At 57.3% G+C, this 22,996-nt stretch carries 29 protein-coding genes; 17 read left to right on the top strand and 12 right to left on the bottom strand.

The window, feature by feature from the left end; genetic code table 11:
• Nucleotides 1-26: 26 nt before the first annotated feature.
• The 5 genes from dph5 to WKI84_RS02210 all read left to right on the top strand — a co-directional run bounded on the left by dph5 (nt 27) and on the right by WKI84_RS02210 (nt 4,592).
• The gene (dph5, locus tag WKI84_RS02230; RefSeq protein ID WP_337861886.1) at nt 27-1,142 is read left to right on the top strand and encodes a diphthine synthase; all 1,116 of its coding nucleotides are present in this window, start codon (nt 27-29) and stop codon (nt 1,140-1,142) included.
• Nucleotides 1,143-1,222: 80 nt separating this feature from the next.
• Nucleotides 1,223-1,720: a pentapeptide repeat-containing protein gene (locus WKI84_RS02225; RefSeq protein WP_337861885.1), complete on the top strand. Its 498-nt coding sequence runs from the start codon at nt 1,223-1,225 to the stop codon at nt 1,718-1,720.
• Between the two features lie 111 nt (nt 1,721-1,831).
• Nucleotides 1,832-2,410 carry a twin-arginine translocation signal domain-containing protein gene (locus WKI84_RS02220; RefSeq protein ID WP_337861884.1) on the top strand — a complete coding sequence of 193 codons (579 nt, stop codon included), beginning with the start codon at nt 1,832-1,834 and terminating at the stop codon, nt 2,408-2,410.
• Nucleotides 2,388-4,058, top strand: a complete 1,671-nt coding sequence (locus WKI84_RS02215) for a cytochrome b N-terminal domain-containing protein (protein ID WP_337861883.1) — start codon at nt 2,388-2,390, stop codon at nt 4,056-4,058. The genes WKI84_RS02220 and WKI84_RS02215 overlap by 23 nt, the downstream gene beginning before the upstream one ends.
• A 54-nt stretch (nt 4,059-4,112) precedes the next feature.
• The gene (locus tag WKI84_RS02210) at nt 4,113-4,592 is read left to right on the top strand and encodes a plastocyanin/azurin family copper-binding protein (RefSeq protein WP_337861882.1); all 480 of its coding nucleotides are present in this window, start codon (nt 4,113-4,115) and stop codon (nt 4,590-4,592) included.
• A gap of 20 nt (nt 4,593-4,612) precedes the next feature.
• Here WKI84_RS02210 and WKI84_RS02205 read toward each other — a convergent pair whose 3' ends face one another.
• Complete coding sequence (locus WKI84_RS02205) at nt 4,613-4,978, bottom strand: hypothetical protein (RefSeq protein WP_337861881.1); 366 nt, start codon at nt 4,976-4,978, stop codon at nt 4,613-4,615.
• A 100-nt stretch (nt 4,979-5,078) separates the two neighbouring features.
• Here WKI84_RS02205 and WKI84_RS02200 point away from each other — a divergent pair, with 100 nt between their 5' ends.
• From WKI84_RS02200 to WKI84_RS02190, 3 genes are all read left to right on the top strand, one after another.
• Nucleotides 5,079-5,300 (top strand): hypothetical protein, encoded by a 222-nt coding sequence (locus tag WKI84_RS02200; RefSeq protein WP_337861880.1) that lies wholly within the window; start codon nt 5,079-5,081, stop codon nt 5,298-5,300.
• A gap of 93 nt (nt 5,301-5,393) precedes the next feature.
• Nucleotides 5,394-5,903, top strand: coding sequence for a hypothetical protein (locus WKI84_RS02195; protein WP_337861879.1), 510 nt, complete (start codon nt 5,394-5,396; stop codon nt 5,901-5,903).
• 132 nt (nt 5,904-6,035) lie between these two features.
• The gene (locus tag WKI84_RS02190; protein WP_337861878.1) at nt 6,036-6,863 is read left to right on the top strand and encodes an alpha/beta hydrolase; all 828 of its coding nucleotides are present in this window, start codon (nt 6,036-6,038) and stop codon (nt 6,861-6,863) included.
• Nucleotides 6,864-6,917: 54 nt separating this feature from the next.
• Here the strand turns inward: WKI84_RS02190 and WKI84_RS02185 are convergent, their stop codons facing one another.
• The gene (locus WKI84_RS02185) at nt 6,918-7,235 is read right to left on the bottom strand and encodes an AbrB/MazE/SpoVT family DNA-binding domain-containing protein (protein ID WP_337861877.1); all 318 of its coding nucleotides are present in this window, start codon (nt 7,233-7,235) and stop codon (nt 6,918-6,920) included.
• A gap of 41 nt (nt 7,236-7,276) precedes the next feature.
• On the opposite strand from WKI84_RS02185, the gene WKI84_RS02180 reads away from it, so the two are divergent.
• A complete protein-coding gene (locus WKI84_RS02180) occupies nt 7,277-8,305 on the top strand; it encodes a DNA glycosylase (protein ID WP_337861876.1) in 1,029 nt (342 codons plus the stop codon).
• Nucleotides 8,306-8,326: 21 nt separating this feature from the next.
• Here WKI84_RS02180 and WKI84_RS02175 read toward each other — a convergent pair whose 3' ends face one another.
• A complete protein-coding gene (locus WKI84_RS02175; RefSeq protein ID WP_337861875.1) occupies nt 8,327-8,506 on the bottom strand; it encodes a hypothetical protein in 180 nt (59 codons plus the stop codon).
• Nucleotides 8,507-8,688: 182 nt separating this feature from the next.
• Here WKI84_RS02175 and WKI84_RS02170 point away from each other — a divergent pair, with 182 nt between their 5' ends.
• On the top strand, nt 8,689-9,855 hold the full coding sequence (locus WKI84_RS02170; RefSeq protein WP_337861874.1) for a cation:proton antiporter: 1,167 nt from the start codon (nt 8,689-8,691) through the stop codon (nt 9,853-9,855).
• Between the two features lie 12 nt (nt 9,856-9,867).
• On the opposite strand, the gene WKI84_RS02165 is transcribed toward WKI84_RS02170, so the two are convergent.
• From WKI84_RS02165 to WKI84_RS02155, 3 genes are all read right to left on the bottom strand, one after another.
• Entirely contained in the window at nt 9,868-10,053 is a 186-nt protein-coding gene (locus WKI84_RS02165; protein WP_337861873.1) for a hypothetical protein, read from the bottom strand.
• A gap of 56 nt (nt 10,054-10,109) precedes the next feature.
• Entirely contained in the window at nt 10,110-10,526 is a 417-nt protein-coding gene (locus WKI84_RS02160) for a hypothetical protein (protein ID WP_337861872.1), read from the bottom strand.
• Nucleotides 10,527-10,621: 95 nt separating this feature from the next.
• On the bottom strand, nt 10,622-12,082 hold the full coding sequence (locus tag WKI84_RS02155; protein WP_337861871.1) for an ammonium transporter: 1,461 nt from the start codon (nt 12,080-12,082) through the stop codon (nt 10,622-10,624).
• A 289-nt stretch (nt 12,083-12,371) separates the two neighbouring features.
• On the opposite strand from WKI84_RS02155, the gene WKI84_RS02150 reads away from it, so the two are divergent.
• From WKI84_RS02150 to WKI84_RS02130, 5 genes are all read left to right on the top strand, one after another.
• Complete coding sequence (locus WKI84_RS02150; RefSeq protein WP_337861870.1) at nt 12,372-13,271, top strand: transglutaminase-like domain-containing protein; 900 nt, start codon at nt 12,372-12,374, stop codon at nt 13,269-13,271.
• Nucleotides 13,268-13,615, top strand: coding sequence for a hypothetical protein (locus tag WKI84_RS02145; RefSeq protein ID WP_337861869.1), 348 nt, complete (start codon nt 13,268-13,270; stop codon nt 13,613-13,615). The genes WKI84_RS02150 and WKI84_RS02145 overlap by 4 nt, the downstream gene beginning before the upstream one ends.
• Before the next feature lie 24 nt (nt 13,616-13,639).
• A complete protein-coding gene (locus WKI84_RS02140; protein WP_337861868.1) occupies nt 13,640-14,251 on the top strand; it encodes a uracil-DNA glycosylase in 612 nt (203 codons plus the stop codon).
• A gap of 2 nt (nt 14,252-14,253) precedes the next feature.
• A complete protein-coding gene (locus WKI84_RS02135; RefSeq protein WP_337861922.1) occupies nt 14,254-14,931 on the top strand; it encodes a DNA-3-methyladenine glycosylase in 678 nt (225 codons plus the stop codon).
• A gap of 68 nt (nt 14,932-14,999) precedes the next feature.
• On the top strand, nt 15,000-15,353 hold the full coding sequence (locus tag WKI84_RS02130) for a hypothetical protein (RefSeq protein ID WP_337861867.1): 354 nt from the start codon (nt 15,000-15,002) through the stop codon (nt 15,351-15,353).
• Between the two features lie 7 nt (nt 15,354-15,360).
• Here WKI84_RS02130 and WKI84_RS02125 read toward each other — a convergent pair whose 3' ends face one another.
• Genes WKI84_RS02125 through WKI84_RS02100 form a run of 6 tightly spaced genes read right to left on the bottom strand, consistent with a single transcriptional unit; the run spans nt 15,361 to nt 19,646 of the window.
• Entirely contained in the window at nt 15,361-16,479 is a 1,119-nt protein-coding gene (locus tag WKI84_RS02125; protein ID WP_337861866.1) for a TIGR00303 family protein, read from the bottom strand.
• A gap of 3 nt (nt 16,480-16,482) precedes the next feature.
• Nucleotides 16,483-17,127, bottom strand: a complete 645-nt coding sequence (locus WKI84_RS02120) for an MBL fold metallo-hydrolase (RefSeq protein WP_337861865.1) — start codon at nt 17,125-17,127, stop codon at nt 16,483-16,485.
• A 1-nt stretch (nt 17,128) separates the two neighbouring features.
• Nucleotides 17,129-17,872, bottom strand: coding sequence for an NAD(P)H-hydrate epimerase (locus tag WKI84_RS02115; RefSeq protein WP_337861864.1), 744 nt, complete (start codon nt 17,870-17,872; stop codon nt 17,129-17,131).
• Nucleotides 17,873-17,912: 40 nt separating this feature from the next.
• Nucleotides 17,913-18,281, bottom strand: a complete 369-nt coding sequence (locus WKI84_RS02110; RefSeq protein ID WP_337861863.1) for a hypothetical protein — start codon at nt 18,279-18,281, stop codon at nt 17,913-17,915.
• Nucleotides 18,278-18,628, bottom strand: a complete 351-nt coding sequence (locus tag WKI84_RS02105) for a hypothetical protein (protein ID WP_337861862.1) — start codon at nt 18,626-18,628, stop codon at nt 18,278-18,280. Before WKI84_RS02105 ends, WKI84_RS02110 begins: the two co-directional genes overlap by 4 nt.
• Before the next feature lie 7 nt (nt 18,629-18,635).
• Nucleotides 18,636-19,646 (bottom strand): site-specific DNA-methyltransferase, encoded by a 1,011-nt coding sequence (locus WKI84_RS02100; RefSeq protein ID WP_337861861.1) that lies wholly within the window; start codon nt 19,644-19,646, stop codon nt 18,636-18,638.
• Nucleotides 19,647-19,913: 267 nt separating this feature from the next.
• On the opposite strand from WKI84_RS02100, the gene WKI84_RS02095 reads away from it, so the two are divergent.
• A complete protein-coding gene (locus WKI84_RS02095) occupies nt 19,914-21,566 on the top strand; it encodes a FlgD immunoglobulin-like domain containing protein (protein ID WP_337861860.1) in 1,653 nt (550 codons plus the stop codon).
• A 130-nt stretch (nt 21,567-21,696) separates the two neighbouring features.
• Nucleotides 21,697-22,974 (top strand): FlgD immunoglobulin-like domain containing protein, encoded by a 1,278-nt coding sequence (locus tag WKI84_RS02090; RefSeq protein ID WP_337861859.1) that lies wholly within the window; start codon nt 21,697-21,699, stop codon nt 22,972-22,974.
• The last annotated feature ends 22 nt before the right edge of the window (nt 22,975-22,996 follow it).

Raw genomic sequence — 22,996 nt, 5'->3', positions numbered from 1 at the left:
CCCCTACAAGCGCTGTAACAACAAACATGCTCTGGTTCGTAGGTGCAGGCATCAACGGCTACAGGGGGCTGAGCCTTGCGGCAGTCGAAGTCTTGAAAAAGTGCGACACCATATACGTCGAGAGGTTCACAAGCCTGCTTTCCGACTCTGACATACGGGGGATCGAGTCTGTTGCCGGCGGCGGCAACACGAAAGCAGTCCATGTGCAGAGGTGGTTCGTAGAGGACGGGAGGGAGATACTTGAAGCGGCCAAGACCAAAAACGTCGCGCTAGTCACGTACGGCGACCCGCTCATAGCGACAACGCACAGCGAGCTGCGCGCAAGGGCGGCCAGAAATTCCATCGAAACGCAGGTGCTGCACGGCGCGTCCGGCATATCTGCGATAATGGGCGAGTCTGGCCTGCACATCTACAAGTTTGGCAGGACGGTGACCATGATGTCAGAGCCCAAGTCGGCAATCTCTGTCTACAACACCGTCTTTGACAACCTGCTTGCAGGGGCTCACACGCTGATACTGACTGAATATCGCCGCGACGACGACAACGACAATAATAAGAAAGGCTTGTTCTTTCTCGACCCGTGTCAGGCCATAAGGATGCTCCTCGATGTAGAGCGCGACCAGCGGTATGGCATATTCTCGGAAGAAACCTTTGTCGTGGTGGCGTCAAGGGTTGGGAGCGACGACCAGCGCCTGGTGTCCGGCAGGGTCAAGTCGCTTGCCGGGGTCGGGTTTGGAGAAGGGCCGCACTCGATCATAATCACAGGGGCGCTCCACTTTACAGAGGAGGACGCGCTGGCCGCCCTCACGGTCAACTTGGACAGCCCTTCGCCTGACAACACCCGGGCTGTCCGGCGCATGTCTGCCCAGATGGTCGAGCGGTACGCGCCAAAGGCCAAGGAGGCAGTGCAGCAGATGCGCAACATACTCCGCCAAGATGGCGGCGGCAGCAACAGCAGCGGCGAAGGAAAAAACAACAAGGGCATGTTCGAAGTACTGGACAACGCCGAATATTACATCTCTGACGCCGAGCGGTTCCTCTCGCAGGGCAGGCACGAGCTTGCAGTCTTGAGCATCGGGTACGCCGAGGGCCTGATAGACGCGCTCAGGTTCCAAAAGGGCATCAACCCCTGGAACCCCTGAAGATGGCGGCGATGACGAATTATGAATTATATGTGAGGCAGGGCGCCCGAAGACCTACAGGGGAAGGTCATAGTCACATCATGTCGATGGAAGCTCTGAAGATGCTGCAGGAAGGCAAGGTAAAAGAGTTCAACGAGTGGAGGATGAAGAACCTGACTGTCAGGCCGGACCTCTCCGGCGCAGACCTGTCAGGCAAGGATCTTTCCGGTGCCTACCTTAACGGCGTGACTGCCACAAACGCCAACCTTTCAAGGGCAAACCTCTCCGGCACAAACTTTGTGCAGGCGGACCTCAACGGAGCCAACCTCGAAGGCGCAAACTGCCATGAAACCCTCTTCATGTACGCCGAGATGAAGAACGTCAAGATGGCAGGTGCCGACTGCACAAAAGCCAACTTTATGTGGGCAAACCTGCAGGATGCAGACCTCTCCGGCGCCAGAATGTCCCAGACGGTCTTTGTGGAAGCAAACCTGCAGAACGCCAACGTGACCGGAGCCGACAGGATGGCCTCTTACCTGAAATATGCCAAGCTGGACGGCACTCCGTGGGCTGCTGCGGAAAAAAAGAAGCAGCATTGATCTTGCGCGCGCATACACACACACATGCACACAACTAGGACAAACGTTTATTAATTATCACGCGGGCATTTTCAGTGTATGGCGCAGACCCCTCCGGCTCAGGGAGGCAAAGTGTCACGGCGTGACTTTCTCAAGCTCATGGCCGCTGCTGGCACCGTCATGACGTTTACGCCTTTTGTAGAGTGGGGCAAGTTCCTGCCAAACCCTGCTGGCAGCCAGAGCGAAAGGCAGGCCGTCCTGCTGCCTGATGGGTCGCAGGCAAACGTCAAAACTTTCAAGATCAACCACTCTGAAGCCATCATTTACCCACGTGCAAAAGACCCTGTCCTCAACAAGGAGGCGTTCCGCACCTGGCAGTTCATCCGCCTCCCTGAAGAACTTGGCGGGGCAAAGAACGACGCTTCTGCTTTCCGCGTATACAGCATGGTGTGTCTGCACTTGTGGTGCCTGTGGAAATACTTTCCTGACCCTGGCCGCAAGAGGGGCGAGTGCCCTTGCCACGGCAGCATGTATGACCCGTTTACCGGCAAGGCTTTTGCAGGGCCGGCGTCTTTGCAGGGCCCGCCTTCAAACGTGCTTCCCCGGCTCGACGTCGAAGTCGACAGCAAGGGCGACATCTGGATACTGCCTCCTGTGTGGAGTCCCGATAGGAATGGTATAGTAGGATATGGGCGCTTCCTTAACGTATGAAAACAGCCTGACCCGGTTCTTCCGGTGGATGTACGCCGGGGTAGAGAGAACTATATTCATGGGGATGAAATTTACATTCCCTGGCAGGTTCGTCAGCCCGCTTGGCTTCCTCGGCATGCTTACCTTTGTAGTCTTTATCATCCTTGGAATTACGGGCGCCCTGCTCATGCTCTGGTACGAGCCCATCCTCGACAGGGCGTGGAACAGCGTGAAAAACATCAACGACACCATCCCCTACGGGTTCCACATACGTAACATACACTACCACGCTTCAAACGGCATGGTCATGCTCGCCCTGCTCCACATGTACTACCAGTACTTCTCTGGCAGGTACAAGATACGCAACGAGATACTTTGGGTGACAGGCATCATACTGGGCGTCCTTTCAATCCTCGAGGCGTTCACGGGATACGACATCATATTCTCCGAACGCGCCGAGCTTGCAATATCTATCGCGGCGTCGCTTACAAACTCTATACCCATCATGGGGCCGCAGATGCGCGACGCGTTCTTTGGCGCAGGTTTCCACGACTTTATCCTGCGCTTTTACACCTTCCATGTGTTCATGCTGCCCATCGCACTGCTGGGTCTGATGGTAGTCCACTTCCCGCGTTTCTTGGTATTTGACGTCCCAATGGTCATGGCAGTGACAGGAGCCATCATGCTCACCGGCGGCGTCTTCCCCGTGGGTCTTGGGTTACCTTTTGAACCTGATAAGCCGCCTGGTATCACCGTCCCCGAGTGGTACCTCACGGGGCTGTACGCCTTTTTGCGAACAATGTATGACAAGTTCGTGACAGGCGTGGCATGGCCAGGCCTGTTCATCGGCGCGCTATTGCTCATACCATTCGTTGACAGGTACAAGAAATTCTCGTGGAAGGACAGGCCCATCATCACCGCCGTGGGGATCACGAGCCTTGCGCAGATCATCGTTACGACGTACTGGGGCTTTTACATCGACCCTGACCGCTCCAAGGCCCTACTTGAGCGCCTCGTCATCGACCCGATATTCTTCTATCTGGTCATGATAATGCTCGTGCCGCTGTCGTTTGGCTTTACCTACATGATGATCAAGCTGGCCAAGCACGCAGAGGCCAACGCCAAGGCGCAGCCCAAAAAAGCCGGCAAGTCGTCTATCGAGTTCTCGCAAAAGTGGCTCTACGCCCTGTTCATAGTCCTCATCGGCTTCCAGGTGTACCTGAACATCGCAGCCTACTATGCAGTGCTTGAGGGCATGAAGAACTACTCGCTCTTTATAGTTGGCATCATGATGCTGGTGTTTGCAGGCATGTTCCACCTCTACAGGTATGGCAAGGCACAGGCCAAGGCGCCTCCTCCCAAGCCGACCCCGCCGGCCCCCAAGCCTGCGCAGCTGCCGCCAAAGCCAGCGCCTGCAGCTCCGGCCGAAAAGCCGCTTGCAGGCCCGCAGCCGTCAGCCACTCCGGCGGCAAAGCCGGCAGAAAAGCCTGCGCAGCTGCCGCCGCAGCAGCAAAAAGCCGCCACAGCAGGAGGAGGCTCGCCTGCTCCTTCTGCCAGTGGCAGCAGCAGCGGCGGCAAGACCGCATCAGCTGGATCTAGCACTCCTGCGCCAGCAGCAACAACCGCGACAGCAGACAACCCGCCTGATATCAAGGGGCCCAAGCCTTGACCTGCCCGTCTCAAACTTTATATGTGAAAAATCTGGAGTTGATGCTGTAGCTAGATGACCACTCCGATTTCAAACCACGCCGGCGGCATCAGCTTTGTTGCTTTCGTCGTAGCAGTCGCAGTCAGCATTGGCTACTACCAGTTCGTCTATGTCCCGCAGGTCAACGCCAAGCCGATACTGCCGGAAGAGGTTCTGAACCCTGAAAAAACCGCCGAAGTGATCATAGTTCCCGGCTCGTCGCTAGACTCAAACGGCAAGTTCTTTGAGCCCAAGAACCTGCGCACGACGATAGGGATCGACAACAGGGTCGTGTGGAAGAACAATGACACCGTCCCGCACACTGTGACAACCGACACGGGATACGTCGACAAGATAAACGGCAAGTTCGAGTCGCAGGCACGCGCAGAAGAGCCGTTCGTGATGCCGGGCAAGGACTATACCTTCACCTTCACCGCGGTGGGCAAGTATCCGTACCACTGCGAGCCCCATCCGTGGATGCAGGGCGAGGTAGAAGTAGTAGAGAACTTTGCCTAGACTGTCCTCTCTTTTCCTTTTTACTTTACTACCTTGATGTAGGCAATGTCTGAGAATATCTCTTTGTGCTCCTGTATCAGAGAGACGCGGAACTTGACGTTTGAGGATTCTGATTGGGGCACGTGCTTGGTGCTTGCCACAAAATCGATGGTGGTAGCCCCCTTTAGCTCTGTCCGAAATATCGACAGCCTGGCGTAGGGATAGTTGACCTTTTTGCCGTTGAGCATGCTGTACGTAAAGACGTCGCTTGTTGCGTTCTCTATCTGGGAGTTGATGACCACGCTGTCCCACCTCCCGATGTAGTTTATTGCTATCCTGCCGTGCAGCTCCTGGCCTGCCTTTAGCTCTTTTTCCTGAAGCGATATTGAGACTTCGCCGCCTGCCAACCTCTGTACCGGGCGACGGGAGGAGGATTTAAACTAATTCCAGCAATTGATTGAAAATCGTTGAGCATCAGGATAGAAAAGCATTCCGGAAAAGTCTGCTGTGCACCGAGGCAGTAGTAATTGTTGCCGCTGCCCTGAATGCGGGGGCAGGCTGTATGAATACCGGGACGGCAGCTGGACGGAGTGGATATGCTGGCGCTGCGGCCACTTTCAGTCTGACACGCCCCCGTTCAGGACGCAGCCCGAGCTGTTCAGGGACGTCGTGCGCAAGAACGGCGAGTTTTTCATGAAAAAGTACGCCCGCCACGCACGGGCGCAATGATTCGACACAGGGAGAGAGAATTTTTGGACGGCCAGTAAAAGCAAGCACACTTGCGGGAGAGAACGCTTAAGTCTGACTGCTGCCAATATTATTTTGCGGATGCGCCTCTCGAGCGTCATCACGATAGATGCAGACGGCTCGCCTTCTGGTCATATTGCCTGGTACAACCACATGAACAACCTGAGCAGGATACGCGCCCTCAAGCCTCTGGCAAAAAACGACAGGTACGGGGTACAGCGGATGGAGATGCTGGCAATATATTTTGCACTTGCAGACAACCAGCGCCACATCCGCCTGCTCCCAGAAGGCCGGCGCAAAAAGAAGTGCCTCGTCGTGAACATACGCAGCGACTCAAAGACGAGCGTCGAGCAGCTGCAGGGCATCTCGGAGGTGCGCGACCCGCTCATGCGCCGGATATGCAACACCATACGCAGGCTGCTTGATAGATCAGCCGGATGCTGCCACATGGTAGTCTTTAACCACCTGTGCAGGGCAAAGAACATCGCCGGCCTCCTGCTTAAGCAGAGGCGCAGAAAAGAGGAGGAGCGCAGGGTGGCACACCTCTACGAAAAGACGTTCCTCTGCAGGATCTCTGCCGCCTAGCCTGGCCTGCCGTTTCTGCTGACTGCTACTATTTTGCGCCGCGGCCGTTATTGTTGCTGCTGCCGCTCCTATGCAAGCTTTTGGCATGTAAATATATTAAGCAAACCTCGTTAGGGATAGTGAAAGAACCTGTTGCGGGAAAGCTCCTTGCCCCAGCGGACGACCGTGGTTGACGGCAACGTAATCAGGTACCTCGACTACGGCAAGCCGAACGCCGGCGCCAAAGACCTCGTGCTCCTGCACGGCATAGGTGCCTCGTCCGAGCGGTGGCTGCGCGTCGCCCCGACGCTTGCGCGCTATTTCCGCGTCGTAGTGCCTGACATCATCGGCTTTGGATACAGCGACAAGCCGACCGTGGAATACACCATGGACTTTTTCCAGGGCTTTATAGCCAAGTTCTTTGACCAGCTCGGCCTCTCAAAGCCAAGCGTCGTCGCCTCATCGTTTGGCGGCCACGTCGCAGCCGAGTATGCCATCCGCAACGGCCGGGGGCTGGACAAGCTGGTGCTGGTTTCGTCTGCCGGCATGATGCGCACGTCGACGCCGGTGCTCGACGGCTACATCATGGCCGCCCTCTATCCGACGTACGATAACGCGCTTGGCGCCTTCCGGGCCATGGCGCACGACCCTGCCGCAGTAACAGAGGAGACCGTGGCCGACTTTGTGAACAGGATGAGGCTGCCAAACGCGAAATATGCGTTCATGTCTACTCTCCTTGGGATACGCTACGCGCCGCCGCTGCGCGGCCGGCTTTCAAAGGTGATGGCCCCCACCCTCGTGATATGGGGGGACGCGGACAAGATGATACCCGTGCAGTACGCCAAAGAGTTCACCGAGATACCAAACAGCGAGCTTGTGGTGATAAAGGACTGCGGTCACACGCCCTACGTGGAAAAGCCCCTCACGTTCAACCGCATCGTGCTCAAGTTTCTTGCCGGCGGCAAAGAAATCGAGCTCTAGCTGATTATAACATCCCCGCCGCATACAACTGGATAATTGTTATTGTCGTCGGCCTCATTCCTTTCTTTTTTTGCGCTCTATGGGGATGACGATGACCTGCACAAGGTCGCCGTCTTCGATGTCGAGGGCCTGCCTCTCGGCTTCGGGGATGGAGATCCTGCCGCCGCTCTGCACGGTGGTCTTGAACATGGCGTTGTAAAAGCTCAGGCCCTTGAGCATGGCAAAATAGTTCTGCATGGCGTCCATCTGGAAGGAAGAGATCTGCCTTGCAATGTCCTTCTGCGCCTCGGTCCCTTTTTCCATCATCTTCTTGAATGTCTCTGTGGCCGGGTCGGCGGCCGCTGCCGGGCTGCCGCTGCTGTTGTCGCTCATCGAGAGCTAAAAGTGGCTGTCATCTATTTAACTTAGCGGCAATGTTCAATTACCCTCGCCTCTCGTCTTTTGGCATGGATGAGCAGAGGAGGACAACAACTACAACAGCAACATCGCCGTCGTCCTCTCCCATCCTGCGCCAGGACTTTGACCCCGAGCTGAGCGTCAACAGCGGCCAGACGTTCCTGTGGGAAAAGGTGGACAGGTACTGGTACGGGGTGGACGGCCCGCGCATAGTGAGGTTCTCTGCAAAACCAAATAATGATGTTGATGATAACAAAGAGTTTGAATTTGCGTCTTTTCCTCCCGGCGGCCAGTCGGGAATAGAGCGGAGCCTGTTCCGGCTTGACGACGACGCCGGCCTGCTGCTGCGGGAAATGTCGTCCCGGGACCCGTTCCTGGGTCAGCTGGTGGACACGTACCGGGGGCTGCGGCTCATGAGGCAGGACCCGGAGCAATGCCTGTTCTCGTTTCTGTGCGCAAGCAATACCAACATCCCGATGATACGGCGGATGCTGTCTGCCCTTGCGCGCAAGTTTGGCGACGCAATCGAGGTGGAAGAAGAAGAGGAAGGTGGCGGGAGGAGTAGGCACCGCCGCTTTTACGCCTTTCCTGCCGCAAAGGCGCTGAGCAGGGCGACAGAGGCCGAGCTCAGGTCCTGCGGCCTTGGCTACAGGGCAAAGGCAGTCAAGTTGGCCGCAGACAGCATGGCGTCTGGCAGGCTGGACCTTGCCGCCCTGAAAAAGGCCGGATATCCGGAAGCAAAAGCCGAGCTCTTGAAGGTATACGGCATAGGCCCAAAGATAGCCGACTGCATACTGCTCTTTTCACTGGACAAGCTGGAATCTTTTCCTATAGACGTGTGGATAGCACGCGCCCTTGCATCCCACTATCCGTGGTTTGCAGCCGAGGTGGAAAATAAGAAAAAGAAACTTGCCAGCGGCAAACTGACTGCGCGCCAGTACGAGGAGCTGTCCGGCGCCGCCCGGCGCCATTTCGGGCCCTGTGCCGGCTATGCGCAGCAGTATCTCTACTACCACATGCGGCAGGAGTCGGGCAAGAAATGGTGACTAGAATTGTTGTTATTGTTACTACTGCTGCGTCAGGTCGCGTATGCTCTTGCGTATGATCATCTTGGCTTCGGCAGAGACGTCATACTTTTCAAGGACTACTCCTGGGTCGCGTATCAGCGTGTTCCTGAAATCTGGCTCGCTTGCCGCCTTGAGCAGGATCTCGCTTATTATCTCGGCATCCTTCTCCCGGTGATCCAAGCAACCGCGAAAAAAGTGCGTGTGATATTTAACCTTAGTGCATAATTTCTCCCTCCTCCCTCCCTCCCTCTGTCTGCCTGTTGCTGGCCGCCGCCTTGCCAACAAAATGGTCGCGGTTTGAAAAGTATTGTTGACTTGCCGCCATAAAGACATCACAGGAATCCACAAGGGAGACACCTGGATTGAGCGCCGGCATCGAGCTTGTAGGAGACCTTGGATACCTCCTCATAGTCTGCTCCGGGGTCGGCGCGCTCGCCTACATTTTCAAGCAGCCCATGATTCTGGGCTTTCTGGTGGCAGGCATACTCATCGGGCCCTTTGGGCCGTTTTCGCTCATCAAGGACACGGAGATGCTCAACAACTTTACAGACATTGCCATCGTGCTCCTCCTCTTCGGCGTCGGCCTTGCATTCCCTCTGCGCCAGCTGCGCGCGATAGGCAAGCTTGGAACCGGCATCGCGGTGATAGAGGTGCTGGTGATGCTCGGGATAGGCTTTGCGGTGGGCGCCGGCCTTGGGTGGAAGTTCTACGACGCCATGTTCCTGGCAGCCGCGCTGTCTATCAGCTCGACTGCCATCATCGTCAAGGTGCTAGAAGACATGGGCAAGATGGAGGCGACGTCTTCCATCCTGATGATAGGCGTGCTGGTCATAGAAGACCTGGTGGCGGTCGTGATGATAAGCGCCATGCACGCAGGGGTCATCAGCGGCTCGTTTGACTTTGTGCAAGTGATGACGACGATAGGCCAGATAGGGCTCTTTATCGGCGGGACGATCGTGGTTGGCGTGCTTCTCGTCCCGCGCCTCTTTGCCCTGGTCGCCCGCCTGGAAAGGTACGAGATAACCGTCCTGTTTGCGCTTGGCATGGCGTTTGGGCTTGCGTTTCTTTCGTACGAGCTGGGCTTTTCGGCGGCCACCGGCGCGTTTCTGGCCGGCGTCATAATAGCAGGAACGAAATTCTCCGAGCAGGTGTCAACGCTCATCATGCCGACGAGGGAGATATTCACCGCCATCTTTTTCGTCACCATAGGCGCGCTCATGGACCTGACTGCGATAGCGGAATACTGGGTGCCTGTCGCGATCATTACTGCCGTGACCGTGCTTGGCAAGCTTGCGGCAGTCTACGGGGGCGTGCGGGTGTTTGGCTTTGACAAGCAGTTTGCGCTAGGCATAGGGCTTTCGATGGCCCAGCTTGGCGAGTTCTCGTTTATCGTGCTCAAGGCCGGCCAAGATCTTGGGGTAATAAGCCCGTTCCTCTTCCCCGTAGTCGGCATGGTGGTCGCGCTCACGACGTTCATAGGCCCGATGCTGGTCAAGTTTGGGACCCGCGTCGTGGCAGTCTATGAATGATATTGTTGGTGTCTAGAGGCCCAGCTCCGGAAAGGACGCCTGCTTGATCCCAAGCTCGCCCTGCAGCGTCCTTATCTTTTTTGCGTATTCTTCCATCTTGGACCTGTCTGACTGGACCTTGGCTATCCTGTAACCCTTCCACGCTTTTTTGAGCGCGCCCCACGTCTGGCCCTGCGTAAAGTTTCCCCGAGAGCTCATATCTTTCGCTATCTTGCGAGGTAGGCGCTCCAAGATATAAGATTGTTGGAGCCTTTTTATCTGTAGATCTCTACTGCTACCCTGCTTTCAAGGTCTACCCACACGGAAACGAGCCTCTTGTCGGCAGTCGAGAAAAAGTTCAGGAACGGGTAATGCTTTGGATCTTCAGACTGTGAAACGCCGCCTGGCCCCGCGTCGTCCACAAAAGCATAGCCTACAAGGTACAAGTCGCTGCCCTTGGCCGCCTCGATGACTCTTGCATCGTCTCTGGCTATCTTGGCCGCCTCCAAGATGTCTGCGCATGTGTAGCCAAACTTTAACTCCCTGTTTGCCGGAGCGCATGAAAGCCGGGTGTACGTCCTGCCATCATCATCGTTGCTCATAAACGCTGGCTCGTACGTCATTGCGGCGTAGAGCAGCACAAACATTGCGCCCATGCCAACTCCAAACACTGCAAGCGAGCTCTTTACCATGTTCTTCCGCCGACAAATGGATAAAGCAGACTATTTTAGAATCTGTCCCAAGACAAAAAAGAAAAAGAAAAGGGAAAAGAGGGAGATTCTTTTCCCTACTCTGTCACGTATGCGCGCTCGCCGTGCTGCGCCAGGTCGAGGCCGACTTCTTCCTCCTTTGGCGTGACACGGATGCCTCCGGGCCACACTGCGTCCATTATCTTGATGATGGCTGCAGTGATGCCCATCGCCCACGCAAGCGACGCAAACGCGCCCACCGCGTTCTCATAGAGCTGCGCCGGGTTGCCAAACGCAAGGCCGTCGTCCCCCCACGGGGTGAACCTCTTTTCTGCAAAGATGCCCGTGAGCAGAGCGCCTGCAAGACCGCCAACGCCGTGCACTCCCCATGCGTCCAGCGCGTCGTCCCACTTGCGCTTGTTCTTGAACGCGACTGCCGCGTAACAGACTATGGAGGCTATGATGCCTATGACGACGGCCGACATTGGCGACACAAAGCCTGAAGCCGGGGTGATGGCCACAAGCCCTGCCACTGCGCCCGAAGCCGCGCCTATCGTCGACGGCCTGCCAGTGTGCGCCCACGATATGAGTGCCCATGTGACTGCTGCCATGCCTGTCGCCACCTGCGTTGCGACAAAGGCGCTGACCGCGTTTGTGGCTGCCGCTGCCGCCGAGCCTGCGTTAAAGCCGAACCAGCCGGTCCACAGCAGACCTGCGCCCAGCACAACGAGGGCTATGTTGTGGGGCTCCATCGGCACCTTGCCGTAGCCGAGCCTGCGCCCAAGCATCAGCGCGATTACAAGCCCTGACCAGCCGGACGTGATGTGAATGACAGACCCTCCTGCAAAGTCAAGCGAGCCCAGCGTTCCCAGCCAGCCAAAGTTGCTGTAGCCTGGCGTGAGGCCATAGTTGTCTGCGCCAGAGATGCTCCACGTCCAGTGCGCTGCAAAGTCGTATACGAACGTTGCCCAGATGACGATGAATATGATGAACGCGCTGAACTTCATCCTCTCTGCCAGCGACGCCACGATAAGGGCAGGTGTGATGATGGCGAACATCATCTGGAATACCATGTATGTCTGGTGCGAGATGTTGGGGCCGGTTATACCGTAATACGCCGCAGAAGGCACGTCGTGCAGGACATTCTGCAGCCCGACCCAATCAAGCGTTCCTATAAAGCCGTTGCCCGTCGCGTCAGGGCCAAAGGCGAGGCTGTATCCGTAAAGCACGAACTGAACCGCGATGACGCCTGTCGTGATGAACACCATGTGCAGGGTGCTCACCGCGTTCTTGCTCCTTGCGAGGCCGCCATAGAACATTGCCAGGCCTGCCGGAGTCATCATGAGCACCAGAGCAGATGATGTGAGCATCCATGCGGTGTCGCCTGAGTTGATCTCGCATGGAATTAGCTGATCCGTTGGATTGCCATTTTCGTCTGTTTGGAACTTGTAGCTTCCGTCATCGTTGGTTTGGAAGCAGTGGTATTTCACTGCCGGATCATCAACAGTGTATGCAAATGCGCTGCCAGAAAGACCTACGCCTGCAAGCGCAACCAGCAACGCTGCCAGACCCGCCAGACCGAGTTTTGAGCTGAGTAAAGTTTTCACTTTACTGTCTGCATTCATGAAGGTCAGAGCAAAGAGGTTTGAATAAAAGCATTTAGTTAAAAATTTGCTGGCATGCAAGTATTTTGGATTGACATAAAAGCATGGCAATTATCTTTTTGGGCCAAAGTTCGATATTTAGCGTAATTTTTGTTTTTTATGTCATGAAAGCCGGGACCGGAAAAGCATGCTGCAGCGCCATGATTGACATAAATAGGCGCAAAAGGCATTGTGAAAGGGTACATTGGCCGGTCTCGATATCGAAAAAAAGATACAGGACTGGGAGAGGAGCGTCGTCAGGCACGTCACCGTGTCAGACGATGCGAGCCGGCTTGCCGAATACGCGCTGCACCTTTCGCGAATACTCGCATACCCTGACCTTGACGTCGCCTCCGCCCTGTCTGCGATAGACCAGATGAGCGCGCCCGTGCAGCAGGCGCTCAAAAAGGCGGCCACCACCCCGCCGAGGCCGACCCAGGTGATAGAGGCCCTCAACAATCACCTGTTCAACGACCTGAAATTCCGGCCAAACAAGGACGACTATTACAACCCACTGAACAGCTACCTCAACGTTGTAGTCGAGCAAAGGACGGGCATACCGATAACTCTGTCTATACTGTACATGCGGGTGGCGCAGGGCGTCAACTTTGCGATGCTCCCGGTCAACTTTCCGGCACACTTTCTGATCAAGCACGTGATGGAAGGGGACAACGGCGAGATAATAGTCGACCCGTTCAACCACGGCCGGATAATGGACGATTATGCGCTCAAGGCGCTCCTTGAGCACTCGTACCCGCGCCAGAACATTGCGCTGACCCGGGCGTTTGTCGAAAAGGCCACGGCCGCGCAGGTTATAGTGCGCATGCTGAACAACCTCAAGGGGAGCTATTTCGAGGCGCAGGACATGGCACGGTACGAAGTGGCAAACGAGATGGTCCTGGCCATAGACCAGTACAACCCAGACGCTATACGGGACAAGGGCGTCGTGCTCCTGAAAAGCGGCAGGGTGGAAGAGGCGCTCAACGCACTCAACATGTACCTGGAGGTCAACCCCGAAGCTGCAGACGCCGACGACGTGCTGGACATAATCCGGCAGATACGCTCCGGGAATTATGACAGCAAAGGCTCTGCTCCGGGGAAATGACTGCCGCTGGCAATAATAATTATTATGACAGCAGCAAAAGCAAGTACCTTGCAGCAGGCATTGTCATGCTTGCGGCCGGCTCGTCGCTTGCCGTGGTTTTGAACGTGCAAGGCGCCGCGTGCCTTACACAGCTTGCCCGGCTCGACAGCGGAGACGGTGGTGGTGGCGGCTCCTCAATGCCGCCATCGCCGGCGACGGCAGCGGCAGGGAGGGACGAACTGGAGCGCAACTGCTTTATCGTGACCAACTCGTACACCTATTCGCTCTTTGCCGCGGTTATAGGCGCCGTTCTTGTCGCCTACCATTACTATCGGAAAGACAGAGACAAGAAGAAAAGACATTAAGGTGCTGTACTGTCCAAAAGAGCTGTGGTCGAGACGGCGGCTGACTCGCTTGAAAAGGTGGCTGCAGAGGTCATGGGCTGCCCGCTGTGCAAACTGGCGCGCACAAGAAAGAACGCAGTGCCCGGCGAGGGGCAGCTTGCAGCCCGGGTGATGTTTGTGGGCGAGGCGCCGGGCAGGAGCGAGGACGAAAAAGGCAGGCCGTTTGTCGGCGCGGCCGGCAAGATACTTGACCAGATGCTCGAGCGCGCCGGCATACCCCGCTCGCAGGTGTTCATCACAAACGTGGTCAAGTGCAGGCCGCCAAACAACAGGGTGCCAGAAGAAGACGAGGTGGCAGCGTGCAGGCCGTACCTGGAAAGGCAGGTGGCACTCATCCGGCCAAGGATAATCTGCATACTGGGCAGGACGGCCTACTCGTCGTTCCTTGGTGGAGGCTCTATCACGGCAAACCGGGGCAAGGTGATAGAAAAGGCAGGCCAGAAATACTTTTTAACGATCCACCCAGCCGCGGCCATCTATAACCGCAGCATGCTCTCGCTCCTTGAAGCCGACCTGAAAAAGCTTGCCCGGGAGATCCAAAAGGGCGACGCCGGTAGCAACGCCGGCGCCGACTCGTCGCTGGAGGACTTTATGTGACAATGGCATCCCGCTCATCATCCTCGTCGTCATCCAGATTGCTTCCACCCGAGTTTTACAGCCGGCCGACGCCGCAGGTCGCGCACGACCTGATAGGCAAGGTGCTCGTCCGGGTACTCGACAAAAAGAGGAGGCTTGCCGGCGTCATTGTGGAGACGGAGGCGTACGGGCACGCCGACGACCCTGCAAGCCACGCGCACCGGGGCCCCACTGCAAGGAACCGGGTCATGTTCGGCCCTGTCGGGGTGGCGTACGTCTATTTCACCTACGGCAGCCACCACTGCGTGAACGTGTCTGCGCGCTCGCCGGACAGGGCGCCGGCAGGCGCCGTCCTTATACGCAGCATCGAGCCGGTAGAAGGAGTCGGCGTGATGCAGAATCTGAGGGGGACAGGCAACCCTCTGCTCCTGGCGTCGGGGCCCGGCAGGCTGACGCAGGCAATGGGCATCACACTTTTGCAGAACGGGCTTGACATGACTGTGCCGGGGTCGGGCCTTTGCATAGAGGAGGCCGGCGACCTGGAGGGAGGAAGGCGGCAGGTGGTTTCGACTCCAAGGATAGGCATAACCAAGGCGGCAGACCTGCCCTGGAGGTTTGTCGACCCTTCAAGCAGGTTTGTCTCAAGAAGGCTTCCTGCCTTCGCACCCTCCATACCGGAGCAGCATAGCAGAAGCAGCTAAACAAGCTAGCTTGAAGGTAAAACAAAGCTCTTTGCCCTGCTTTTTACGGCAGAACGCGGCCAATGCCGATGCAAACGCCAAGACCAACTCCAAAGACGTTCCATATCACGATGGACGACGACAAGTGCGAGATAAAGCCCGACATGCTCTTTAGGATCTATGGCGCGATAGAGGCGCAGGCCAAAAAGTCTGCCCCGCCGGTTGCAAGCCACGAGTTGCGAATTTCGCAGGACGCCAAGATAAAGACGCGGTTTTACATTGCAGTCTCTGACAGGATGGCCCCGCACCTAGTGTCTGCAGTCCAGCAGCAGATAGGCGGCTACGGCGTCGGGCTCAAGTCGTACTTCTACAAGCTGCAGGAGCAGCTGATGGCGCAGATGTTTGCCGGCGCCAAGGACACGATCGAGATATCGCTCAAATAGCCGCCGATCATGGTTGCGGCGGTCCTGTTGCCGCCATCTCAGCCACCGATGCTTTTTCTATCGAGCGCGAATACTCGCGCTCTATTATTTTCATCATCTTTCTGCCGTCCGCCTTTGTTTTCATCATGGCCGCTATCGACGCGCCGCCTGCACCGACCCCTTCTTTGACAAAGCCGTCTGCATACGCGCGCAGCCCCTGCTTGGAAGACTCGCCAAGGTGCAGGTCGCACGCAAGCACCGGCGTCCTCTTTGAGATCTGGCGCACAAGGCCGGCAAGGTCTGCCGACCTGTCGCCTGCCACATAGCTTGTAGTCCCTATGCAAACTCTGGCAAGGGGGACGCCAAGACCCTTCATCACTGCAAGCACGGCCGCCATCTGGGTGCCGCCTGCCAGCATGACCCTGCCATGCTCGACTGCGCCTGCTGCAATGCCTGCCACTGCTGGCATCATGGGGTCGCCAAAGCGCGCCACCGCCTCCAGTGGCGCCCTGACGCCTTTTGCGCGCGCGTATGCCCTGTCCACCACAGCGTTCTTTAGCTTGTGCGGGTTGTCTGGCATGCTGCTGCTCACCCTGAACCTGGCGTCCACTCCGAGCGCGCCAAGGACTGCGAGTGCCGTGGTGGTGCCGCCAGGTATGCTCTCGCCCACGACCACAAGGTCGGATGTCATTGCCAGCTGGGCGCCAAGCAGCCTGCCGTAGCCAAATGCCCTTTCTGCTTCATGCAGGGGCATGGCGTCCTCGATGGAAATGTTACCTCCGGGCTGGAGGCCAAACGATATGGCCGGCACCTGGGGCTTGACCTTGGCGCCCGAGTCGGCTATGAAAAGCGGCATGCTGGCAAGGGCCAGCGCGGCCCTCGTTATCACCGCCGGCGTGGGCTTGCCGTCAGGCGTGGCAGGGACTGCCGGTATGCACTTGCAGTGTCCGTGGTACAGGAACTCGGCGTCTGCCGCCGACGTGTACTTTATCATTTCGGGGTTTGCGCCGGCCACAGTCAGCCCCGGGACCTCGCTTGTGGCAGTGTGCGATATGACGCAAACAAAGACGGGCTTTTTGGCAGAGAAACCTGCTTTGCTGTCACCGCTGCCACCGCCACTACAGACTATGTCTCGAAGCAACTGCATAAGTCAGTCACCTGAGCCCATGAACTCGAGGAATTCCTGCTCGGTCCGGGGCTGGAGGACATGGTTGAACTTTTTCTCGCGCCCTATCGTCGACGTGGGGCTTGAGCCATAGTTGTGGCCCGGATACATTACGAGCTTTTCGTCAAACCTTGCCACCTTTTCAAACAGGCTGCGGTACATCTCCCGTGGGTCGCTCCCGGGTAGGTCGGTCCTGCCGCAGTTGCCCACAAAGAGCGTGTCGCCTGTGAACACCGCCTCGCCGTCTATGACAAGGCAGACGCTGTCCTTGGAGTGGCCCGGCGTGTGGACGACCCTCATCCTGACGCCTCCGACCTCTATCACGTCGCCTTCTGATACTGCGATGTCTTTATCCAGCTGCGACGCGCTGTGCTGGACTATTTTGGCGCCGGTCACCTTGGCCACCTGTTCGTTCCCAAGCACGTGGTCAAAGTGGGAGTGCGTGTTTATCACGTACTTTGCCTTCCACCCGTTCTTTTTCAGCGCGCCGAAAACCTCTTCGAGGTCCCACGACGGGTCGATGACTGCCGCTTCGCCGGTCTCCTCGTCGGCGACAATGTACGTAAAGTTGGCCATCTGGCCCACCGGTATCTGTAGCACTTTTGTCGTCGTTTTCGTCGATGTCGTCATGCTATTGCGTGCGCACCCTCCTGCTGGCCCTCGTTATCACTCCCTCTTCTGCCTCTGGCGGTATGCCTATCCGCTCGACGTATACTCTGCCAGTGTATTTTCTTGCCCCCTTTGCCAAAAGGCCCTTTTTCATGCGGTGGAAGGTTATCGTGCAGTCTGCCGTCACGCACCTGTCGTGTATGCTGCCGCTGTTTGGGTCAAGCCCAGAGGGCACGTCTATTGCAACCACGTACGCCTTTTTCTTCTTCCTGACCTCGTTTATCAGGTCTATGGCCGTCGCATGCGGCTCTGCAATGTCGCGCTTGATGCCTGTGCCAAATATGCCGTCCAGTATGATGTCTGCCTGCAATATCTTTTTGCGGATTGCGCCGTCAACCTCCTTGCCAAATATTATCTCTACCGAGTCCATCTTTTCTATTATTCCCCAGTTGAGCCTTGCCTCTTCGCTCTTGATGTCAGACGGGCTGCCAAGCAGTATAACCGTAACCTTGCCGGCGCCCCTGCCTGCCAGGTGGCGCGCAGCCACAAAGCCGTCGCCCCCGTTGTTGCCGGTGCCGCACACGGCCACCACCTTTCTGTTTTCTGCCCTGTCTGCCACGAGGTCTGATATGCCGTGGCCCGCGTTTTCCATCATGAGGAACCTGCGCATGCCGATTTTAGAGTGGCCGTTCTCCTCTATGGCGTACATCTGGTCCGAAGTGATGGCAGTAGCAGCAATATTCCTGCCGGTGCCGTTGCCTCTCATCTCAGGTGGGCAAAGGCGTGGCCGATATAAAAATGCCTAACTAACTGCCGGTGCCGTCGCCGTTATCGTCCTTGCTCAGAAGTCTTTTGACATCGTCGCTCATGCTGGCAACGTCGGCCAGGGTGAGGCTCTCCTTCTCGCCGCCCTCCGGCGGCCTCACCCACGAGATGTAGCCGTCGTTGTCCACGATGATGTCTCCCTTGCGCTGCAGGTAGCGCAACACGACGTTTATCTTGTAGTCGCTCATGGAAGGGAGGAGCCCGCCGAGGTCGCGCAGCCTGGGATAGCCGTCAAAACCCCTGATCGCCTCAAGAAAAGCCGAGACTTCCTGCTCTGTTATCTCGTTTGCCGACCTTGCCTTTCTGTCTGTTGCCCTGCTGCCCCTGCCCTTTCTTCTTCCTTGCTTCATGCCGGGAATTTCAGGGTCGATTTTTCAAGCTTTAGTATGGGCACGTACAGCGACTGCGCGTCCGTGCCTATCCCGTCTACGTACGAGTAGTCGCCGGTCAGCCTCTTTAGCTGTATGAACCGCTTTGCCGGCCTATCCTTCTGGGCGATATAGTGCACGGTCGCGTTGCCGACCGTGCCCGTCTGGATGAAGAGCAGGTGCCTGTTTTCATGGTTGATGTAGTACAGCATCGGCACGACTCCGAGCATCGACTGCGCGGAATAAATGATCACCTTCAGCATGTCGTCAAGGGTTTCGTATTTCAGGTAGACGGTTGTTGTCGTCGTTTCTCCTTCTGTTGCTGGCACGCCTCTGCTAGCGCAGACGCTGCATATTTCTTTTTTGCATGGTATCTGCAGCCGTCGTTGTTGACGGCCGCGGTAGCGCCGCCAGCCTCTCATTTGCCTTTTCTGTGTATTCTGCCCTTGTCTCGTACCCGACAAACAGCCTGCCGCTTGCAGCCGCCGCGACGCAGGTTGCGCCTACGCCGCAGAACGGGTCGAGCACCACGTCGCCCTCAAACGTGTACAGCTGGATGCACCTGTGCGGGAGCTCCACCGGGAACGGCGCGGGGTGGCCGACCCTCCTTGCAGACTCGGCCGGGAACTCCCATACGCTCCTGGTGTATTCCAGAAACTGCTCCTTTGATATCGTGCTCTTTTTACCCTCTGCTGCCTTTCTTGAAAAAGTGCCTTTTGAAAACACCAGTATGTATTCGTGCGTGTCCCGCAGCGTAGGGTTTGCGGCAGACTGCCAACTGCCCCAGGCGGTGGACGCGCCGGCGCTAGGTCCCTTGTTCCATATCACCTCGCCCCTCATGAGAAAGCCTGCTGCAAGCATGTCTGCTATGACGTGGCTGTGGAGCGGTATGTACGGTTTGCGGCCGACGTTTGCGATGTTGATGCACGCCCTGCCGCCGTGCACAAGGACGCGGTACGCCTCTGCAAAGACGCTCTGAAGCAGCTGCCTGTACTCGCCCAAAGTGAGATCCGAGTCGTACTCTTTGCCGACGTTGTACGGGGGCGAGGTCACAAGCAGGTGGACGCAAGAGTCCGGAAGCTCGTCCATCCGCTCGCTGCTCTTGCAAAAAATCCTGTTGGCGCAGCCCTCGGGGAGCCTGTTTTCGGGGTAGTGCCCCGCTGCGTCGCCATTGCTGCTGTTGTTATTATTATTATTGCCATCATCATCATTATCGTTGTCACTATTGTTGTTGCCGCCGTACAGCCTGCGGCCGTAAAAGCCGGACGAGTCGTGGCTTTCCCTTCTGGACACCCCAAAGCCGCTCGTCTTTGTCGGCGAGCGCCTGCTGTTTTTTGCTGCTGGCACATGCAGGATTGCACACGATTCTAAATAACCTTGTTCCCGGCGGCACGTACATGATCTTTTTTGCTGAAAGTTTTCTGCACTCTCTCTTCATGGGCCTTTTATACGATGTTTTCAAAATTTTTTCCGGCGCCCGCTGCGCGTGTAAAAATAGAGGACATACACCAGATGATGATTTGCAATAGCAACTGTAATGGTGATAGTAATAATGGTAATCGGAGAAGTGACAGAAAAATCTGGCTGGCCCTTGGCCTATCTGTTGTTCTGCTGATGGGCTCGGCCGGCCCTTTGCTCTTTACTCCAGCGTTCGCCCAGTCGCAGGGCGGCGGCAACAATAACAACAGCAACAGCAGCAGCGATGAAAGGGGCGACAATAATGGCCAGGGCAGTGGTCGCGGAAGGGATAACGGCGGCAATAGGACGGGAGATGACGCCGGCCTGATAGGACTATTGCAACAGTCCGGGCTTTTGCAGCTCGACCAAGAGGCAGGAGGCAGCGGCGGTGGCGAGGAACAGCAACAACAACAGCAACAACAGCAACAACAGCAACAACAGCCACTCTTGCTGCAACAGAATTTCGACGAGGCCATGGCGCTTGCCGCTGAAATCGAGCAGATGCCTCTTCCTTCTCCTCCTCCTCCTCAGCCTTCACCTTCGCCACCGCCATTGCTGCCTGCTGCACTGGATCCTGACGTGCAGCTATCTGACAACCTTTCGTTAGATGACTCGATAATGCCGCGCATGGAAAGAGCCCCTCGCCCACCTACAGAGGTCCGCGACGGCGTCGGGTTCGGTGATACTATCTCGGGCGATACCCAGAGGGGTTCGGTGCACCTCTCGCGCAACCTGTCTGATTCATTGAGCGCGACCGATTCGGCTTCGCGGGTTGCCAGTGCGCCGCGGCAGCTGACACGCGACGTTTCAGATTCGCTCCGGGCAAGCGATCAGGCCAGCCCTGCCCGCCATGCCGCGTCATCGCCGCCGCAGCCTTCTAACCCTCCTGCCCATCAACCGCAGCCGGCGCCTTCGCCAAACCCTGGCACGCAAAACCCGCCAGTAAGGAATCCTCCACCTTCTCCCCCTCCTGCAGCAGTCCCGCATGTATTCGAACGGTCCATCTCTGACGGCCTGACGCTTGGCGATGCACACGATGTACGCAGCTCGCCCCACATCGACCTTGAGTCGAACCTCGCAGTACGGGATTACATCGCCGTCTCGGGCTTGGTCGTGCCGCCAACGGCCCCGACCATCGCCGTCACTTCGCCCTCGCAGGTCAGCCTGCTGCCTGGCGAGGTCGCTGACATCTCTTTCCATTCCACCACGGCTGGCTCGTACGAGGTGAAAATAACGGGCAGCGAAGGCAACGTGGTCGCAAACCTGAAGGGCCGCATGAGCGCCGGCCCGAACACCGTTGAATGGAACGGCGCAGTCCAGTCGTCGGGAGAGCAGGCGCCCCCCGGCGAATACCGGTACTATATCACTGCAAGAAGTGACGGCGGCGTGCGCCAGCCTCCGGAGGCCGGCGACGGCAGGATAGCCATCATAGGCACGCCAAAGGCAAAAGAGCCTGGCGGCCAGATCGACCCTCTCTACTTGATAATCATAGCCGCGGCAGTGACAGGAGCAGCAGGGTTCCTGTTCCTGTTCAGGCGTGAAAAGCCGCTTGTCATGTACGTGCCGGCCGCCGCGGCCGAAGTCATCGACGATATCAAGCGGAAATTCCCCGGCGCCGTGGTGGAAGACTATGTCGAGCCGGGAGGCAACGACCTGTACAAGGGCGTCACTATCAAAAACGCCAAGGGCGCCGACGACAGCTGGCTCGACGAGATTGCCGACAGGGTAAAGAGCATCACCGGCTCTGACTCGCTTGAGGTGCGCCGCCGGCACCAGGACGACGACGGCAGCGGCGCCTCGACGGTCTAGCTGCCCAGGCTTGCCGCCGTCCAGAATGGAGGATTTTTCTGTCTTCTTCTTTCATGGCACTTTTATACGTAATATCTGGAAAAAATCCCTGTAAATGGGGATTGGAAGGTGTCTGCTCTCTATATTTGCCATGATGCTAGCTGTCCTAGCGTCAACCGCAACTGCTTTTGCAGATACTTCAGAAAGCATCACCATTGGTGACGCAGTGTCGGCTGTGCCCGGTCGTCTGCCTGCGTCGTTACAGGTGAACCTGTCAGACGCAGTTGCTTTATCAGACGCCACTGCCACGGGCGGCTCCAAGTCGTTTGCAAGGTCTGTCTCCGATTCGGTGGCATTTGCCGACTCGGCCTCCCGGGGCGGCAAAACTGCGTCGCCCGTCTTACGCAAGCTGTCGGATTCTGTGGGCGTGCAGGCTGTGACAGGCAGGACGGTCTCGCCTGCCCCTTCACTCAGGCACTATTTCATCGTCCCACTTGCAGACAAGGTAACGGCAAAAGAATTGTTCTCTGAAAAGCACCATGTCCTGCGGTCCCTGTCTGACAAGATGGCGCTTGCAGACGGGCCTGAAAAAGGGAGCCCTGCGTACGGCCACATCAATGACGACGCTGGCATCCGAGACTATGTTGCGATTTCCGGCCTGATAGTTCCGCCGTCGGCGCCGGCAATCGCCCTCCTGTCAGAGCCGCAGATCGATGCCGTGGCCGGCGATACCGCGCAGATCCGCTTTTACTCGTCTGCGGCGGGCAGCTATGTCCTGCGCATAAAGAATGAGCATGGCCAGACTGTCCAGAGCATAGACGGCACGCTGGCAATGGGAGCCAATTCCGTCTCGTGGGATGGGAGAAGCGCCTTGGGCGAGCAAGTCCCTGCCGGCACATACACTTACTACCTTACTGCCAGAAGCGACGGGCAGACCCGGCTGCCTCCGCCTGCCGGCGACGGCACCATAGCCATCATCGGATTTGTGGCGCCCGAACCTGCTCCCCTGCCTGATCGTGGCGTGCTTGCTCCTGTTGCCGCTTTATTTTCTCCTTCAGCCTCGACGCCTGGTGTGGCGGTGACGATAATTGTGGTGATTGCAGCGGCGGCAGCAGCGGCCGGAGCCGCGCTTGCAGCGGCAATCATGCTGCGCCGGCCACGTCGGCAGCTGGTTATCTACCTGCCGGAGGGGGCGTCGGCGCTCATAGCCGACATCAGGCAAAAGTTCAAGGATATTGAAGTCGACGACTATGTGCTTGCGGCCCCTGAAACAGGGAGCGACAGGGCAGTTGCGTACAAGGGCGTCACGATCAGGAACGCCAAGGGCGCCGACGACGAGTGGCTTGCAGAGGTGGCGGACAAGGCAAAAAAGCTGGCCGGCGTGGACGCGGTGCAGGTGGCGTACCGGGGCAAGAGGCACGTCCTATAGCGTTATATTGTTGGCAGGCGGC

Origin of the sequence: Nitrososphaera sp., from assembly GCF_037447015.1 — an archaeon.
In the GTDB taxonomy this organism is placed as follows: domain Archaea; phylum Thermoproteota; class Nitrososphaeria; order Nitrososphaerales; family Nitrososphaeraceae; genus Nitrososphaera.
The sequence above is the reverse complement of the archived record's forward strand: the minus strand, read 5'-3'. Positions and strand labels throughout refer to the sequence as shown.